Annotated in this window: 17 protein-coding genes; 3 read left to right on the top strand and 14 right to left on the bottom strand. The window is 38.4% G+C overall.

Annotation, left to right across the window (positions count from 1 at the left end; all coding sequences use genetic code 11):
* Positions 1-12 precede the first annotated feature (12 nt).
* Positions 13-1,083 carry a hypothetical protein gene (locus tag HMPREF9456_RS09140; RefSeq protein WP_245531010.1) on the top strand — a complete coding sequence of 357 codons (1,071 nt, stop codon included), beginning with the start codon at positions 13-15 and terminating at the stop codon, positions 1,081-1,083.
* A 31-nt stretch (positions 1,084-1,114) separates the two neighbouring features.
* On the opposite strand, the gene HMPREF9456_RS09135 is transcribed toward HMPREF9456_RS09140, so the two are convergent.
* The 8 genes from HMPREF9456_RS09135 to HMPREF9456_RS09100 all read right to left on the bottom strand — a co-directional run bounded on the left by HMPREF9456_RS09135 (position 1,115) and on the right by HMPREF9456_RS09100 (position 9,243).
* Complete coding sequence (locus tag HMPREF9456_RS09135) at positions 1,115-1,471, bottom strand: hypothetical protein (protein ID WP_006843224.1); 357 nt, start codon at positions 1,469-1,471, stop codon at positions 1,115-1,117.
* 320 nt (positions 1,472-1,791) lie between these two features.
* Complete coding sequence (gene porN, locus HMPREF9456_RS09130; protein ID WP_006843223.1) at positions 1,792-2,844, bottom strand: type IX secretion system ring subunit PorN/GldN; 1,053 nt, start codon at positions 2,842-2,844, stop codon at positions 1,792-1,794.
* 5 nt (positions 2,845-2,849) lie between these two features.
* Positions 2,850-4,271, bottom strand: a complete 1,422-nt coding sequence (gene porK / locus HMPREF9456_RS09125) for a T9SS ring complex lipoprotein PorK/GldK (protein ID WP_006843222.1) — start codon at positions 4,269-4,271, stop codon at positions 2,850-2,852.
* Between the two features lie 80 nt (positions 4,272-4,351).
* Positions 4,352-5,323, bottom strand: a complete 972-nt coding sequence (locus HMPREF9456_RS09120; RefSeq protein WP_006843221.1) for a PorP/SprF family type IX secretion system membrane protein — start codon at positions 5,321-5,323, stop codon at positions 4,352-4,354.
* 329 nt (positions 5,324-5,652) lie between these two features.
* Positions 5,653-6,150 (bottom strand): hypothetical protein, encoded by a 498-nt coding sequence (locus HMPREF9456_RS09115; protein ID WP_006843220.1) that lies wholly within the window; start codon positions 6,148-6,150, stop codon positions 5,653-5,655.
* A 70-nt stretch (positions 6,151-6,220) separates the two neighbouring features.
* Complete coding sequence (gene miaA, locus HMPREF9456_RS09110; RefSeq protein ID WP_006843219.1) at positions 6,221-7,129, bottom strand: tRNA (adenosine(37)-N6)-dimethylallyltransferase MiaA; 909 nt, start codon at positions 7,127-7,129, stop codon at positions 6,221-6,223.
* Positions 7,129-7,680, bottom strand: a complete 552-nt coding sequence (locus tag HMPREF9456_RS09105; RefSeq protein WP_006843218.1) for an IS1096 element passenger TnpR family protein — start codon at positions 7,678-7,680, stop codon at positions 7,129-7,131. Before HMPREF9456_RS09105 ends, miaA begins: the two co-directional genes overlap by 1 nt.
* A 102-nt stretch (positions 7,681-7,782) precedes the next feature.
* A complete protein-coding gene (locus HMPREF9456_RS09100; protein WP_006843217.1) occupies positions 7,783-9,243 on the bottom strand; it encodes an ATP-binding cassette domain-containing protein in 1,461 nt (486 codons plus the stop codon).
* A gap of 230 nt (positions 9,244-9,473) precedes the next feature.
* Between HMPREF9456_RS09100 and HMPREF9456_RS09095 the strand changes: the two genes are divergently transcribed.
* On the top strand, positions 9,474-10,127 hold the full coding sequence (locus tag HMPREF9456_RS09095; RefSeq protein WP_018074895.1) for an OmpA family protein: 654 nt from the start codon (positions 9,474-9,476) through the stop codon (positions 10,125-10,127).
* A gap of 45 nt (positions 10,128-10,172) precedes the next feature.
* On the opposite strand, the gene HMPREF9456_RS09090 is transcribed toward HMPREF9456_RS09095, so the two are convergent.
* From HMPREF9456_RS09090 to HMPREF9456_RS09070, 5 genes are all read right to left on the bottom strand, one after another.
* On the bottom strand, positions 10,173-11,102 hold the full coding sequence (locus HMPREF9456_RS09090) for a putative 2-dehydropantoate 2-reductase (protein ID WP_006843215.1): 930 nt from the start codon (positions 11,100-11,102) through the stop codon (positions 10,173-10,175).
* Positions 11,103-11,127: 25 nt separating this feature from the next.
* Complete coding sequence (locus tag HMPREF9456_RS09085) at positions 11,128-11,910, bottom strand: hypothetical protein (protein WP_006843214.1); 783 nt, start codon at positions 11,908-11,910, stop codon at positions 11,128-11,130.
* An 80-nt stretch (positions 11,911-11,990) separates the two neighbouring features.
* Positions 11,991-12,746 (bottom strand): succinate dehydrogenase/fumarate reductase iron-sulfur subunit, encoded by a 756-nt coding sequence (locus HMPREF9456_RS09080; protein WP_006843213.1) that lies wholly within the window; start codon positions 12,744-12,746, stop codon positions 11,991-11,993.
* Positions 12,747-12,757: 11 nt separating this feature from the next.
* On the bottom strand, positions 12,758-14,716 hold the full coding sequence (locus HMPREF9456_RS09075; protein WP_006843212.1) for a fumarate reductase/succinate dehydrogenase flavoprotein subunit: 1,959 nt from the start codon (positions 14,714-14,716) through the stop codon (positions 12,758-12,760).
* A 41-nt stretch (positions 14,717-14,757) separates the two neighbouring features.
* The gene (locus HMPREF9456_RS09070; RefSeq protein WP_006843211.1) at positions 14,758-15,459 is read right to left on the bottom strand and encodes a succinate dehydrogenase cytochrome b subunit; all 702 of its coding nucleotides are present in this window, start codon (positions 15,457-15,459) and stop codon (positions 14,758-14,760) included.
* A 618-nt stretch (positions 15,460-16,077) separates the two neighbouring features.
* Here HMPREF9456_RS09070 and HMPREF9456_RS09065 point away from each other — a divergent pair.
* Entirely contained in the window at positions 16,078-16,278 is a 201-nt protein-coding gene (locus HMPREF9456_RS09065) for a hypothetical protein (protein ID WP_006843210.1), read from the top strand.
* On the opposite strand, the gene HMPREF9456_RS09060 is transcribed toward HMPREF9456_RS09065, so the two are convergent.
* Complete coding sequence (locus tag HMPREF9456_RS09060) at positions 16,271-17,332, bottom strand: glycosyltransferase family 4 protein (protein WP_006843209.1); 1,062 nt, start codon at positions 17,330-17,332, stop codon at positions 16,271-16,273. The two genes, HMPREF9456_RS09065 and HMPREF9456_RS09060, sit on opposite strands and share 8 nt — an antisense overlap.

Below are 17,332 nucleotides of genomic sequence, written 5' to 3'. Positions count from 1 at the left end.
TTTTACAAAACTATGCTAAAAAGATTTTTACTTCTATTCTCTTTGATAATTGCTTGCGTATCCGCTTCGGCGAATATGGCGTCTCCGTGGATCGGAGGCAACCCGATGAGTGAGGCTTATTCGAGCAAGGATATAGATATTCTGCATGAGTCTTTACATGTCCGCATTATCGATTTTTATACAGCTAAGTATACGGTGATCTATACAATTAAATCAGATAGGGCAGGGAAGCAGATTCCCCTCATTTTTGACACGATGACGGATGTTTCGCAAGACGATGCCTTTCGTGTGTGGGTAGATGATAAAGAAGCTGAGGTCTCAAAAGTACCTTCTTCGTATGAAAACAAGGCGGCTCTTTCGTGGATAGATTCTTTGGATAATCATCTTTTGTACTCGAAAGAAAATGTTCCGAATTTGATCGGACTCAAATATTTTGAAGTTGATCTTTCTGAGGGAGAGCATGCTATCAGGGTGGAGTATACAGTGCGTGCGAATGTGTATGTCGGTAATCCTGTCAGAGAATTTACGTTGAGGTACAATCTTGCGCCGGTTCGTTTTTGGCGTACATTCGGAGGACTGGATATTGAGATAGATATAACAGGGCTGGACGGCACATTCGAAACGAATTTACCTGCTGAAAAAACAAGCCTTACCGATGCTGTAACACACTTGCATTTTTCGGAGATACCGTCAGATGAATTTGTTATAACTTACACACCTCAAGTAGGATGGTTTGCTAATATTTTTGTGGTAATTGGGCACTGGTTAGTGCTTGCTTTTATTCTAGTACTGGGTATTATACATGTTTATCTTACTTTGAAATATCGGACCAGGAAGCCCACAAAACGTTTTTCCCCTGTTGTGATAGTTGGAGGTATCTTAGCACCTATCCTTTATTTGTGTTTGTTTGTGTGGTCATATTCTTTAATAGATGCAGTGATAGGAGAGTATGCTTCGGGAAGGCATGGATATGTATTCCTTCTCTTTTTGCTATATCCTGTTGTTATGCCAATCTATTTGCTATTGATCTGGATGATTGATAAGATGAAGAAGGATAAAATAAAAAAGGATGTCTCTATTTAAGAAACATCCTCTATCTTCAATCTCGTTTTTCTCATTTGCTAGCCATGTACTTGCCTTGCTGATCGTTGATAGTAGTATTTAATATTGTCAAATACTTTCTATACTGTTTTTCAGACAAAACTGATCTTACATTAGCCAAATTAAAGAATAGCGCTTTTTCTGCCGCTTCTTTATCATTGTCGATCAACGCGCTTTTTAGTTTTTCAATAGAATCATAGAAGATAGCTCTCATGTATTCTTTCTGATTGGAAGTTGCATTCACATATTCTGCAACAGTTTCGAATGTTGATTTGTTGTTCAATACCCAAAGAACATCATAATCGTTTTGCGCGTAAGAGCTGGCTCCTAATCCAAGCACAGCTACAAATAAAATTAATAACCTTTTCATAACCAATTTTTTTAATAAACAATCTTTACTTTAATAACCTAAACCTATAAGACAAAAAAAGACAGAGAATACCTGTTATTTATCATGGTACTCTCTGTTTAATTATCTTGTATAGTAATAACCTAAAACTCTTTGCAAAGATAAGATGTATTTATTTAAAAGTAAAATATTTTAACACAAAAAAGTCATATTAATAGTCAATGTGATATATATAAAACCTATAAGTGTGCTTTTTGATATGTCAGTGTGGCAAACTTAAATAAAAAAAGAGGTTGCTTTTTGCAAAACAACCTCTTCTCTAAAATATATCAGTTTATTTATTATCGTCTGTCTCTGGCCGAATACGAGATAGCAGAGGTACTTTTAGCTTTCTTTGTCTTGGGTGCTTTATAGTTGCTCTTCTTTGTGCTTTTTGTATTGCCTGATTGAACTTGATTGATAGAATCGTTTACTATCCACAACTCTTTGTCAAACTCCTTCAATTCGCCCTCTATTTTGTTTTGAGCCTCTTTCAATGTTTCAGGAGTCGTATATATCTGATTGAGGAACTTATTCTCCATATTGGTAGTCTTGTATATCTCACCTTCATACAAGCGCATACGGAAGTAGTCGTCAATGGTTTTATTCATTACGTTGTTCTTATCCGAAGCCATAATAGGCATACGGGCTGCATACGGGCGTATATTTTCGTATGGTATCCAAAACTGAGGTTCTTTTAAGCCTTGGTTTGTAGATGTTCCGAAGTCTATACCATCAACGTATTGCTGACGAAACAGTACGGGGCAGATAGCTACTGTTTTCACACCTAGCACAGAGTTAGACTGGTCGAAGTACCAAGCTTCTTTTATATAATATCCTAGTGCTTCGTTGCTGGGAATGCTGAATTCATCATAAGAATAAGCATTGCCATTCTTTTGATAAGGTATTTCGAGCCTTTGGAGTACGTCTCCAAAATTGATTTTCAGATTATCCACAAAAAGGTCAGTGCCATTATTCCAATCATAAGCAACGAGGTTTCCATCACCCATCAGTTTAAAGATCATTGTATAGAAGTTCATCTGATTACCAATAGGCTGTACCGGATAATACAGGGCAGCATTCTTTCCCTTTGTAAGGTCTAAGAATCGATACACCTCTCTGATCCATGTCGCATTCGATAAATCCTGTGTCTGTGTGTCGTTCATCATTTCTGCACGAACAGACAATTGAGGAACTTTTGGCCCGTTGTTGTTTTGCTGGGTATTACCCTGTTGTTGCTGTTGCCTTTTGGCTATTCTGTCTCGAAGCGATTCGGGCTGTTCTTGTGCATGCAGCACAGAGATAAAGCTCAATCCGCAAATAACGATAGCTAGTATTTTATATATCTTATTCATTTTCTTTACTTCTTAGATTTTGCAAATCCTACCTGAGTTCTTACACATCTAAATCCGATATACGAGCGTGGTTGGTTTTGGAACTCGCCTTCACGCATGTCTCCTCTGATGTTTCGCCCTATATCTTTCCACGATCCCCCTTTTACTACTTTTTTCTTTATAGCGTATGGGTCTTCTTTGGCAGCATCGTATTTGTATTGAGGATTCATATCATTCATCATTGCTGTACCCGATTCGGTATAAGCGGTAGAAGTCCATTCGGAAACGTTACCGGCCAAATCATATATACCAAAACGATTCGGTACATAAGATGCTACCCGAGCAGGGATAAGGTTCCCGTCTTTCGTATAGTTTCCTTCTCCGGGTTTGAAGTTTGCCATAAAGCAAGCCTTCTCATCCATTGTACCTTCTTTATCCCACGGATATTTATTTTCGGTCTTACCATTACGTGCGGCAAATTCCCATTCTCCTTCTGTGGGCAATCGGAAGTTTTCGATCGGACGTCCATTTTTTGGTTGTCCCATTTTGTAGAACATGGTTCTCCATTCACAGAAAGCAGTAGCCTGTTCCCAAGTTACACCTACAACCGGATAATCGTTATACCCCGAGTGAGAAAAATACATGCGCATATATGGCTCATTGTAAGCATTGTTGAAATCGTTTACCCAAACAGTAGTATCGGGATAAATGTTTACAATCTTGGTATGTACAAAATCGAATAATGAGCTTAGAGGGCGAACGATTGTTTGGTTTACAGGACGTCCTTCTTCATTGATATAAGCAGTATCTTTTGATATCATCACTACTTGATTGACGTCTATTGCAATATCTGTATTGAGGGTTCGTTCCTGAGGTATCAAACGGTTTCTACGTTTTGCTGCTTCGGTATAATCGAACCATTCATATTTGAAATTCATCTGACGAGGGTCTAGGCCTCTAACTCCTGTTATGGGGTGTATAAAAGTCACGCTGTTTATTGCCAACTCCTCTTCTTCCAAAGGGCGTTTAGGTATCGGTCTCCTCCAATCGAGGTATGGTTTTACCGGGTCACCGTATCTGTCTTCTGTGATTTTGAATGCTTCGTTTCCTCCGTAGGAAGGGTCGGCCAGGCGTTCACGAATAATTGAATCGCGTACCCAATAGACAAATTGGCGATATTTGGAATTGGTGACTTCTGTCTCGTCCATCCAAAAATTATCTACCGAAACCCCTTTCGGATTGGCTTGTATATCCCATAGGGAATCGTTCTCGGCCGGTCCCATTTCTATAGAACCTCTCGAGACCAGTACCATACCATAAGGTGTAGGTTCGGCCCACGACGATCCTTTTTCGCCAACCACTTCACCGCCGATACTTGATCCTACCGATTTACCACAAGATGTAAACAGGATGAGTGAAGTTATAATTGCAAAAAACAAATGTTTCATATTTCTTTTATGATCTGATTCTGTCAGTCAACTTTTTTATTTATTCTACTTGTAAGTTTGTATACTCGTCTTTTTTATAATTACAATATCCTTATACTTTTGCCCGAATGTCTGTCTTTTCGCCTTTCTAACGGCATACTGTAGCGTATAAACAATTCATGGCTTCCATGACTGACCTTCGATATCTCCGATGTAGAAAGGTCGTATGAATAGCCTGCATCTATATTTTTTATTTTCACACCAAGCAAAAATACAAAACCGTCTCCTTTTCTCCAAGATATTCCTCCATTGAACATCTTTTTATATTCGGCTTTAGCTGTAACTTCCAATTGATAGGTCACAGCATCAGATTTAAAGAGAGCAGATGGTTGCAATTCTATCAACGGATTTCCCAGCTTTATATTGTATCCTCCTGTCAGATAATAGATACGAGAAATAAAAGAGGTAGTTTGCTCATCTATATCAAACTTAGGCTGCATTAGGTGCGTTATAGAAGCCCCTAAGTAATAGGTAGGGGTGATCCACGATACACCAAGTCCCATATCAAACTTCTTTTCGCCTATAGCTGTGGTTGGGTTTGTAGGGTCTGTTTCTCCTTCAGATCCGTTTCCTGTTCCTCCTTCTCCGCTTGGTGGATTCTTTATCCCGGAAGCATCGAAGTCTATATTCATCATCCCCCCTTGTAAGCCCACTCTCAGGTATCTGTTTTTCTTAAACTTAAATTGATAGGCATATTGCAGCATGGTGGAGGTATTCGTAAATAATCCGAATTTATCAGTTATAACCATTGCACCCACTCCATGTTCCTTGCCCAAAAAGTTCATAGGCATATTCAATGAAACCAACGATGTTACCGGTGCTCTGTCGAGACCTGTCCACTGACGGCGATGTAGCAAAGAACTTTCTATAACATTTCTTTCTCCAACAAACGAAGGGTTATAAAAGTTCTTCATATTCCAATATTGGCTGATCTGGGAATCCCACTGACCATATACAACACCCGAACCTAGAGTGAAAAACAGAAAGAATAATGTTATATAGTTAAGTTTCATTCACAAATGCCAGTGATAATGGAGTGCAAAGTAAGTACATTTTATTTTAATTAACGGCCGAAAGCCTTGTAAATTGTGTATTTAGCTATAATTTGTATTTTAAATACTTGCTTAGTAAAAAACATCTCGATTCCAAAAAGTAACAACCAGCGGTCACAGGAGCAAAGCGTATGTAAAAGTAACAAAAGTAACACTTTTACGGTATGTTTTTATTGTTACTTTATTTTGATACAATTATAGCAATACCTCACTAAGAGATATTTTTTTCATAAAGGCATAAAAAAACAGGCATGGGTTGATTATGCCTGTTTTGTATATTTTAAAAGCATCTAGTAAGATTCACTATCCCATATCAAAGCAAGCTTGAAATTGTAAGCATTGGGTAGAACAGGAGTGTCAGGAGAACCATCCGATGTTTGAATATAAAAGGTTACAGAAGGATCAGTCCCATTTCCATAAAAGATGTCGAAACCTATATACTCGGTATAAGGAACTGCTAAGTCTTTATATGCTTGTACGAAAGGTAAGTTTTTTTGTACTTCATAAATACTTCCATCCGGAGCTTCTTCATTTACAAAGACAGTTGCAGCAATTGTACCAAATTTATACAATCTCTCATCTATCTCTTTTACGCTTATAGTTGATTCATAGCGATTGTAAACGTCATTCCATCCCCATTGATTTTTTTCTACCTTAAAGTCTCTTGTTTTAACTTCCGAACCTACATAATATTGTTCGGTAATATCGTCTCCACAACCCGTTAATCCGGTAATGCCAAATACTGTCAAAAGAGAGATAACTAAATACTTGTATAGCCTTGTTCTCATATAATAGTTTTTTTATGATTGTTAAAAATACAGCTTCTATTTTAATTAAACAACAAAAGCCCACTTTTTGTTAATATCCGCTAATGGATATTATTTTTTTTAACGCATCATCTTCACTTGTTTCAGATAAGTTTATCCAGTGAATTTCTTTATCTCTTTTAAACCATGTGATTTGTTTGCGAGAGTAAATCCGTGTACTTTGTTTTATCTTTTCGATAGCAAAATCAAGAGTCCACTCGCCATCCATATATTTGAACAACTCTTTATATCCGACCGTATTTAATGCATTGAGGTGCCGTTGTGGATAAAAACGTTCGGCTTCTTCTAGCAGCCCCGAAGAAATCATTTCATCTACACGATTGTTTATCCTTTCGTACAATTCGGCTCTGTCGCGAGTCAATCCTATTTTTATAATTTCGAACGGACGTTCTTTTTTTGTTTGTGTTCGGAATGATGAATAAGGCTTGCCCGTCATCAGGCAAACTTCCAAAGCGTGAATCACACGCTTATAATTCTTTAGGTCTACTTCGTTATAAAAATCAGGGTCTAGTACTTTTAGTTGTGCCCGTATCGGTTCCAAACCTTCTCGTTCGTACAATTCATAGACCTCTTTGCGAAGGCTCTCATCTATTGTGGGTACATCGTCGATACCATTGCAGAGAGCATCGATATACATCATAGAACCGCCAGTGGCTATAAGTACATCGTGCGATTTATGAAGATCTTCTATTATATTCAGGGCATCACGCTCAAATTCGCTGGCACTATAGTAGTCGGTAACATCAAGCATACCAACAAGGTGATGTACAACACGATCTTTTTGAGCTGTAGTCGGCGCAGCTGTGCCGACTTCAAGTCCTTTGAAAAATTGTCGGGAATCGGCTGATATGATAGGCGACAGATAGTGCTCAGCCAAGTTGAGACTTAGTGCTGTTTTCCCCACTCCTGTGGGGCCAAGCAGTACTATCAGGCGTTTCATTAATATTCTTCGTCGCTAGGCAACTGAACATCGTCTAATCCGTCAAAGCCTTCGGCATCCAGTTCGTCCATGTCGTATCCTTCGTCGCCATAGAAAGTCTCACCCGTATCCAACGATGTAGAACTTGCAGCAATTGTTTCGAAGTCAACAAACTGAGTAGGAGGGTTTCCTGTAGATTTAGTGCATATGGCCTGCTCGAGGTTTTTTCCTGTAATGATTTCTCGTAGTTCCATAAAGAATGCACGCTCTGTCATATAATCAAATACGTACATCAATTTTTGTCTTTCATCTTCCAGAAAATCGTTCAGGATAGATTCTTCCATTGTATACGAATCTTCGTCCGAACTTGTATCCATTTCCACAAGGGTGATTTCTTGTTCTTTTTCCCAGTCGTCAGAGCAGATAAAGAATGAAGTCATCTCACCGTCTTTATAATCTACCGACTTAATAATTGCCTGATGCAGATCAAGAAAAGTATTATCTGCATCTATTTGAATCTCACGCTTGAAGTCTTCAACTTCATCTGATAAAAGTAAAAAACGGAATATCATTTTAATTTATGCTTATTTATTTCTGCTTCAAAAATAATAATTTTTTACAACATTTCTGCAAAATAAATGCAGGGATAGGAAAGTAGAATTACTTTATAACTTTCATTCATTTTTTATCAAAACTTTCCGCCTGTCCACTATGCTCGGGATTTCGTTTTCATAATGAGTGACATAGATTAGCGACTTGTTTGAATCACAGTACTTTTCAAGGATTTCCTTTACTCTACCTTTATTAATTATATCCAGTCCGTGCAGCGGTTCGTCGAGTATAAGGAGATCGGGATTTTTCACAAAGACCCGGGCTAACAATATCAGGCGTTGCTCTCCCGAAGACACGTTCAGAAAAGATACATCTTTGAGATGTTCCACTCTGAAAAGCTTCATCCATTCTAGAGCCACGACCTCTTGTTCTGTGTCGCACTTTCTGTATAAACCGATAGTGTCGAAAAAGCCTGATCCAACAACATCGAGACATCTCACATTCTTTAGATAGTAAAGATGCATCTCGGGAGAGATGTATCCAATTCGCTTTTTTATATCCCAGATGCTTTCACCTGTGCCCCTTTTACGGTCAAATAACGTTATGTCATTTGCATAGGCTTGCGGATTATCACCGCATATCAAGCTCAATAGGGTTGATTTGCCCGCCCCATTGGCTCCAAGCAGAGCCCATTTTTCACCTCGTTTGATTTCCCAATCCAGATCTTTTAATATTGTTCGTTGTCCGTATCGGATATGAATGTTTTTTAGAATAGCGGCATTCTCATAAGCCTTGGTCTCTTCGTCATTAGGTGTTTGCTTAAGTGTCTCCAGTCCTTCGATACCGACTGAGGGGAATAATGAAGTTACAAACTCTCTATCTTCCTTAAAAGCCATGTGAGACATCGGTTGGTATATCTGTTTGTCTTTTATCGGCAGAATATGGGTAACCATATCCGGTATATCGTTGGGGTTGGATAGGATCAATACAATCTGCAGATTATCGAGTTCGGATAATCGGGTAAGTAAATCTTTCAAAATCGTTCGGGACGACGTGTCGAGTCCGATAAACGGGTTGTCGAGTATCAAAATGCGGGGTTTCGATAAAAGAGAGCACACAATCAAGAATTTACGGAGCTCTCCACTCGATAGAAGATTAACCTCTTTATTCATCAGGTCTTCTATCCTAAACCACTCTACCAATGTATTCAACCATGTTTGATCGGCATTCTGTACCAAATCTTTTGTTAGAGGTACTTCTTGCTCATCTCCCTTATTCCATCGTTGTTGGTAGTAGCTGTTCTGTGTATCAATAATGCTATATATATCCCTGAAAGCAACACTTTTTACAACAGATGATACGGATCGATTTGCCCCGGATTCACTAGTACAGACAATCTCGCCCTCTTTAAGTGCATATTTACCCAACAATATATCTACTAAGAGTGTTTTTCCTCCGCCATTTGGACCAATAACCGCCCAGTGTTCGTTTTCTTTAATCATCCAGTTTACGGGATGATTAAATCTTAAACTATCAATGCGAGGAGTCGCTCCTTTTATTTCAATTACAATCTTTTTATCCATAAGTAAGAACTAAGTTACAAAGATAATGAAAGTCGTATGTCGGTGCTTGCAGTATTCCGGAATAAAGAATTAATATCAAGCATTTTATTCAAAAAAGAGAGGAGATTTATCTCATTTTTTACATTTCATAAATCTTTTCTTAAAATATTTCCTATAATATAAGAAATATATTAAATTTGTCAATTAATACAAACAAAATAGGTATTTACCTTAACACCAAGTATATCATTATGAAACTAAGACTTCTACTGTCATTTATGCTTTTGGGGCTATTTGTATTCCCCGTAAAAGCTCAAAATGCAACTACCACATCTACATCGAATGATCCGGCTGTGCAATTAATCAGTGATGATCGTGTAACAATATTGAGAGGAGATACTCCGGGGCAAACTGTTGTATTGTCGAATGCTGCCAGCAACAGGAGAAAGTATTTTGGCTGTCCCGACAGTATACCATCACTGTGTGCGCCGGTAAAAGATGCTCCTCCAATAGAGGCGGAGACCAGACCTATCAAAAATCCCGATCCGGTTATAGCACCTGTCAAGAAAGATCCTTTCTTTTTGCCTAACCCTGTCTTTTTCCGTATAAATAAATATGTGATAGATGCATCCGAATGGTCTAAGATTGAGTTGGCTGTGAATTATTTGAACGAGCATCCCGGTTCGACTGTTGTCGTAACAGGATATGCGGATAAGAAAACAGGTACTGCTAAAATAAATATGAAGCTATCGGAACAACGTTCTAATGAGGTGGCAAAAGCTTTGGAAACAAAATATGGTATTGCCAAAAATAGAATATCTGTGAACTGGAAAGGCGATGGATTACAGCCGTTCCAATTGGAAAACGATAAAAATCGTGCTGTGTTATTTTTGATAAATCCATAGATAGCAATATAAAATATGAAAAATAAGCGGAAACCAAGTTTTCGCTTATTTTTTTATATATTGATCCTGAATAAATCTCAATTGTTTCTCCAACATAGAAACCCGGATCATCTCGTATCCTGCTTTCTGTGCCTCTATTATCGGGCGTGTATAGATATACTCGATTTCTAAAGGGCGATGAGCATCAAAATCAAGTTTCATGCTTGGTGAATACGGTTTCATTTGTTGCGTCATTTGTAGCATTTCATCAGCGTAAGATTCTGGTATGATAAACTTTCCTTGTCCTACATGATTAGCACCACGTATCACATCGAGCATCATCTCTTTCAATAGCTGTGCAGTTGACGGATGATTCATCAGTATGTCTGTTTCTGTATTCAATACAACGGTCATGCCATTATACGGAATGTTCCAAACAAGCTTCATCCACCGTGCTAACTCAAGTTCAAGAATATTTGATTCTATTCCTGCTCCTTCGAAATCGGAGCACACCTGTTCCAACACTTTAGAATCTCTACAAGAGTAAGATCCCAAATTGAGTTTTCCATAATCAAAATGCCCTATATGCCCCTTTCCGATCTTGCTGGAGCAGATAAAAGCCAAGCCGCCTGCAATTTGTAATTCAGGAAAAGTTTCTTGTAGATCAGCTTCCAATCCCAATCCATTTTGTATCAATATTACTACTGTGTCTTGATGTAAGAGGGGAGGGAGCAGTTCATTTAAGAGGCTGTTGTTTGTTGATTTCAACGCAACCAAAACAACATCACATGCAGGCATGTCTTTTGTCTTGCGATAGGCCAGAACATCCGATAAATGAAAGTTTCCGTTAATGGAATCAATCTGTAGCCCATGTTCCTTTACATAGTCATAATCTGAATGAAACAAAAAGTGAACTTCCTGTCCTGAGTGAGCTAGATTTCCACCATAATATCCACCTATAGCTCCGGTTCCTATTACTGCATATTTTAGAGACATAATTTTTTATTATAAAGATATGGTTTTATGCATCTCCATTTACTGCGATGTCGTATAATTTATTCTTTGTTATATTTACTTTAATAGACCAATAATATTCTCCACCGTCATTTACCGTTATCACAGCATCGTTTAGATAAGCTGTATTTATAAAACTGTCATTTTTATATAGAAAGTTAATCCAAACGATTTTGTCTCCATTTTCATTCATAAATCCTACATATTGTCTTAAATAACGATTTAGGTTCTTTGTTATAAAGTCTGAATGGGAAGGTTCTTCTCTCTTTATATAAACAATACTGTCCGTCAAGATTTTCTCAGTATATTTTACATCATCTAGTGTTGGGGTATAACGTTCTTTTTGTCCTTCAAAATCACGCCAAGTAGATGTCCCTTTATCTATTATTCCTCCATGAATAATCTTTCTCTCGTTCATCTGATGTATCTCGAAGTAGTTGTGGTCTATTAGTATTTGATAGTTAAATGTTTTATTCTTTATGTCTGTTTGTTGTGTATTATTATAAGGAGTACCTAAAAAGCCAATAACAATGATATTACATTCTCCCAAAATCCCATTATAAAATGATACATCGACTATATTGTCGGCAATACAAATAGTGTCAACGAGTTTTTTTGTTTTGGCTATAATCACTTCGGTTTTTTGTGGGGCTAGTTCAGAGTTGCTTAGCCATTGTATGATAATATCCTCATTGTTTATTTCTTTAATTACAGTCGGAAAAGTGGTGTCAGATCGCTTGCATGCATAGATGAAAGCGATACTAAATAAGATTAGAAAATATTTTTTCATAATATTAGGTCTCATTATACAATATTACAAAAAAAGCGACTACCATGAGGCAGTCGCTTTCCATATATTTATAAAGATTATTAGTCTTTAAATTTAGCTGATAAGAATTCGCGGTTAAGACGAGCGATATTGCTAATAGAAATGTTCTTAGGACATTCTACTTCACATGCGCCTGTATTGGTACAGTTTCCGAATCCCAGTTCGTCCATTTTAGCCACCATTGCTTTAGCACGGCGAGCACCTTCTACACGTCCTTGAGGAAGAAGTGCCAACTGGCTTACTTTCGCCGAAACGAAGAGCATAGCCGAACCGTTCTTACAAGCAGCAACACAAGCTCCACATCCGATACAAGAAGCCGAATCCATTGCTTCATCAGCATCTACCTTAGGGATAGGGATAGCATTGGCATCAGGTATACCTCCGGTATTTACACTTACATATCCACCAGCTTGAATGATTTTATCGAAAGCATTACGATCTACCATCAAGTCGCGAATAACAGGGAATCCTGCCGAACGCCATGGCTCGATCGTGATAGTTTCGCCATCTTTAAATTTACGCATGTGCAACTGGCAAGTTGTAATGTCTTCATCCGGTCCGTGTGGATGTCCGTTTACATAAAGACTACACATACCGCAAATACCTTCACGACAGTCGTGGTCAAATACTACCGGCTCTTTTCCTTGGTTTATAAGGGTTTCATTCAGAATATCAAGCATCTCAAGAAATGAACTATCTACTGAAATACCATCAAGTGAATATGTCTCAAAAGCCCCTTTTACTTGTGGACCTCTTTGACGCCAAACTTTTAATGTTATATTTATTAGTTTTTCCATTGTCGTTTATTTTATGCCTTGTAATTACGTTGTTGTCTTACTACAAACTCATAGTCTAGTGGCTCTTTTACAAGCTCAGGAGCTGATTCTTCGCCCTGATATTTCCAACATGCAACATAAGAGTAATTTTCATCGTCACGCATCGCTTCTCCTTCAGGAGTTTGGTATTCTTCACGGAAGTGACCACCACACGATTCGTTACGATTCAATCCGTCATAAGCCATTAATAAACCGATTTCGATGAAGTCTGCCAAGCGTAGAGCTTTTTCCAATTCTGTGTTCAGGTCATTGGCTTCGCCCGGTATAAGAACATTAGACCAGAATTCTTTTTTGACAGCTTTCAGTTCTTCGATCGCTTTCTCAAGAGATTCTTTTGTACGTGCCATACCCACAAAATCCCACATGATAAGACCCAGCTGCTTGTGAATAGAGTCGACAGAACGTTTTCCTTTTATAGCCATCAGTTTAGCTATCTTTTCTTTGATCTCATTTTCTACTTCCGCAAATTCAGGAAGGTCTGTGCTGAAACGAGGTACAGTAATCTGATCGGCTAGATAATTCTGAATAGTATATGGTAATACGAAATATCCATCGGCTAGTCCCTGCATCAATGCTGATGCTCCAAGACGGTTTGCTCCGTGATCAGAGAAGTTAGCTTCTCCCAGTGCAAACAAACCTTTGATAGAAGTCATCAATTCATAATCAACCCAGATGCCACCCATTGTATAGTGGATAGCCGGATAAATCATCATCGGTGTTTCGTATGGGTTTTCGTCAACGATTTTGTCATACATTTGGAACAAGTTACCGTATTTAGCTTCTACTACGTTGCGTCCAAGACGTTTGATGGCATCGCTGAAGTCAAGATATACGGCAAGACCTGTAGATCCTACTCCATATCCCGCATCACATCTTTCTTTGGCTGCACGAGATGCAACGTCGCGTGGTACAAGGTTACCGAAGGCAGGATAACGTCTTTCCAAATAATAGTCTCTGTCTTCTTCTGCAATCTGAGTTGGTTTTAATTTACCTGCACGGATTGCTTCGGCATCTTCTTTTTTCTTAGGTACCCATATACGTCCGTCATTACGAAGAGATTCTGACATCAATGTCAATTTCGATTGGAATTCTCCATGAACAGGAATACATGTTGGGTGAATTTGAGCATAACAAGGATTTGCAAAGTAAGCACCCTTTTTGTATGCTTGGATAGCTGCCGATCCGTTAGAACCCATTGCATTGGTAGAAAGGAAAAATGCATTTCCGTATCCGCCTGTTGCTATTACTACAGCATGTGCCGCAAAACGTTCTAGTTTACCTGTTACAAGGTTGCGTGCGATAATACCACGTGCACGGCCATCGATGAGAACAACGTCAACCATTTCGTAGCGGGTATAAAGCTTTACGCTTCCCTTTTGCACCTGACGGCTCAGAGCCGAGTATGCGCCTAGTAACAATTGCTGTCCGGTTTGTCCTTTAGCATAGAATGTACGAGATACCTGAGCTCCACCGAATGAACGGTTGTCAAGTAAACCGCCGTATTCGCGAGCAAAAGGAACTCCCTGAGCTACGCATTGGTCGATGATGCTATTCGATACTTCTGCAAGACGATATACATTCGCCTCGCGAGCACGGTAGTCACCACCTTTGATTGTATCATAAAATAGACGGTATACAGAGTCGCCGTCGTTTTGATAATTCTTTGCTGCATTTATACCTCCCTGTGCTGCGATAGAGTGTGCACGGCGAGGAGAGTCTTGTATACAGAAGTTCAGTACATTGAAGCCCATCTCACCAAGTGATGCTGCTGCTGAAGCTCCTGCAAGACCTGTACCCACGATAATAACGTCAAGGCGACGTTTGTTAGCAGGGTTCACCAGTTTCTGGTGGTCTTTATAGTTGGTCCACTTGTCTGCTAATGGCCCATCAGGTATTTTTGAATCTTTTTTTGGATCTAGTATAGTACTCATATCTGTTTTTCTTTTAATCAATTAACAAAAATAATCAGTGCCTAAACAAATGGGCAAAAAGTAGCTCTTGCGTAGAAGTAAATAGTTACAAATGCAAACGCAAGACAAATAATAGTAGCAACTACTTGTCCAATTACTTTCCAGCGATTCATCCATACGCGATTGTTCCATCCGATGGTATGAACTGCACTCCAAAATCCGTGAGATAGGTGAAACCATAATGCTACATACCATACCAAATATGCTACAACAACCCATGCTTGGCTGAAATAGTATTTGATAAAAGCAGCTCCATCTTGAGGAGATACTGTAGTATCGCCTAATTCTACATGATGATGTCCCATTAGTTCGGCAAACATCATTTTATACCAAAACTGGCTGAAATGTAGTACTAGGAATCCAATTACGATTACTCCCAAAACAAACATGTTCTGAGATGCCCATTGCACGTTTTTAGGGCGTACATTTACTGCATAACGATCATTACCGCGAGCTTTGCGGTTTTGTAGGGTTAAGATAAGTGCATAGATGAAGTGAACTGCAACAAGGCCTCCTAAGGCGGCAGTACCTGCCACAGCATACCAGTTAGCACCAAGAAGGGCACAAATGGTGTTGTAGGCCTCTTCCGAAAACACCGCCGTTACATTCATCGCCGCGTGAAACAGCAAGAATAAGACAAGAGCGATACCTGAGATACTCATGATCAACTTCTTGCCAATAGAAGATTTAAGTAACCAACTCATAAATCAAATCTGTTTTTAGTTATTTAGAATAGTTAATTTTAGATGTATTGATCGTTGACTATTATAGAAAAAAAACATGCGTAATCGCTTTTTTCTATTACCCTGCAAAAGTAGGTTAAATAAAGGTATTTTCAAAGTAAAAGCAAGAGCTTTTTAATCAAAAAGCAAAATCTGTAATTACTATATGAACATATCCGATTTTATTTATTGACCTATATTATACGTATTTAAGGTTGATATAGCATAAAGCCATAAATACACTCTGTTCTTATAAATATAGTCTTTTTATAGAAAGAACCAAAATCGATGAGTTTTATTCTGTATCGCTTGTGACGGAATGTTTTTTAGTATTGATAACATTCTAAAAAAGCGGATAAAAGAATGGCATGACAGCTTATTGTAGAATAATTTTATTTGCGAATGTCTTGAATGCCCGATTCACAGATGAACTATTTCTTTCGTAATTTGTTTTATTTATAGTAATAATCACCTGTTTGGAGACTGTAGCATAATTTGCGAGATATAATTCTTGTTAAATTTGTTTAAATAATCTATGTTTTTGCATCTTTCTGGCTTTTTATGCATCTAATAAATAAATAAGCACAAATAATACCAATAATGAAAACTTCCAGGCCTTTTACAATGTCATACGCATTGATCCCTACTGCTTTATTATTAACATCAGTAGGTATTCTAAATTTTGATTCGGATAAAGTACTTGGATTCGCTTGTTTTGCTGCCTCTCTTATTCTTCTTGTTGTATCTTTGGTGCAAATAGTAAAGGATAAAATCAGAGAGTCGAATCAAAAATTTACATAAATAATTGAGCCAACTCGTAAACTTGTTTGGCTGACTTGTCCCACGAATATTTTTTTATTTGTAGTAAACCCTTTTCTTGTAATTCTTTTCGTAGCGGATCATCAACCAGCAACTGTTCTATCTTTTGAGTAATATCGTCTACATTGTAAGGATCTACGTATAATGCCGCATCTTGGCTTACCTCGCGTAAGGCAGGTATATCTGAATTGATAGCCGGACAGCCGTATGTCATCGATTCTAGTGGCGGCAAGCCAAAACCTTCGTATAGCGAGGGGTATACAGATAATAAGGCATTCTGATACATTGTTTGTAATTTCTCATCGGGTATATAGCCCGGAAGGTGGACATTTTCCCCGATCAGCTTTTGCAGATCAGGTGTATTGAACGCTTTGAACGACATCCCTATAATATATAGTTTCACCGACTTGTCTTTTATTTTGTCAAAAGCTTCTACAAGTCGTATAAAGTTTTTGCGGGGATCCATCGATGATACTGCCAGAATATATCTTTCCGCTTCGGGATTGCGTGTGAAACTCAATATTTCCTCCTTACTTGGCTTATTATGAAACGGTACGTTACTATGTACTACATGTATCTTTTCGGCATTTATACCCAAAGTATTCACTATTTCTTTCTTCGAAAATTCACTGACGGTAAGTACTGCATGTGCTTTTTTTCCGATGCGAGGCATCATGTAATGGTAGAAACGGTAATAATTTTTAGAGAACCATTCGGGATAACGCTCATGCGATACGTCGTGGATGGTCATGATTTGATTGCTGTAATTTAGGGGGCCACAGCCTGTGAAGCTTATCAGTAATGGACTGCCAATACGTCTCAGATAGCGAGGTAGGGAGATCTGCTCCCAGAGATGTGTATTCAAAGAACCACACTTCACCACCTTGAAATTGAACTTATAATCCGGATGGATTTCATTCGGTACAGCTACATGAAAATCGACACCCATTTCATGAAGTTTGTTACATATCTCGAAAGCATATCGATGTACGCCTGTTGCTTTTTGTGTCAAGTATCTTCCGTTAACTACAAACAT

The sequence above is a fragment of the Dysgonomonas mossii DSM 22836 genome (assembly GCF_000213575.1).
Lineage (GTDB): Bacteria > Bacteroidota > Bacteroidia > Bacteroidales > Dysgonomonadaceae > Dysgonomonas > Dysgonomonas mossii.
This window is presented reverse-complemented; position numbering and strand designations above follow the sequence as displayed.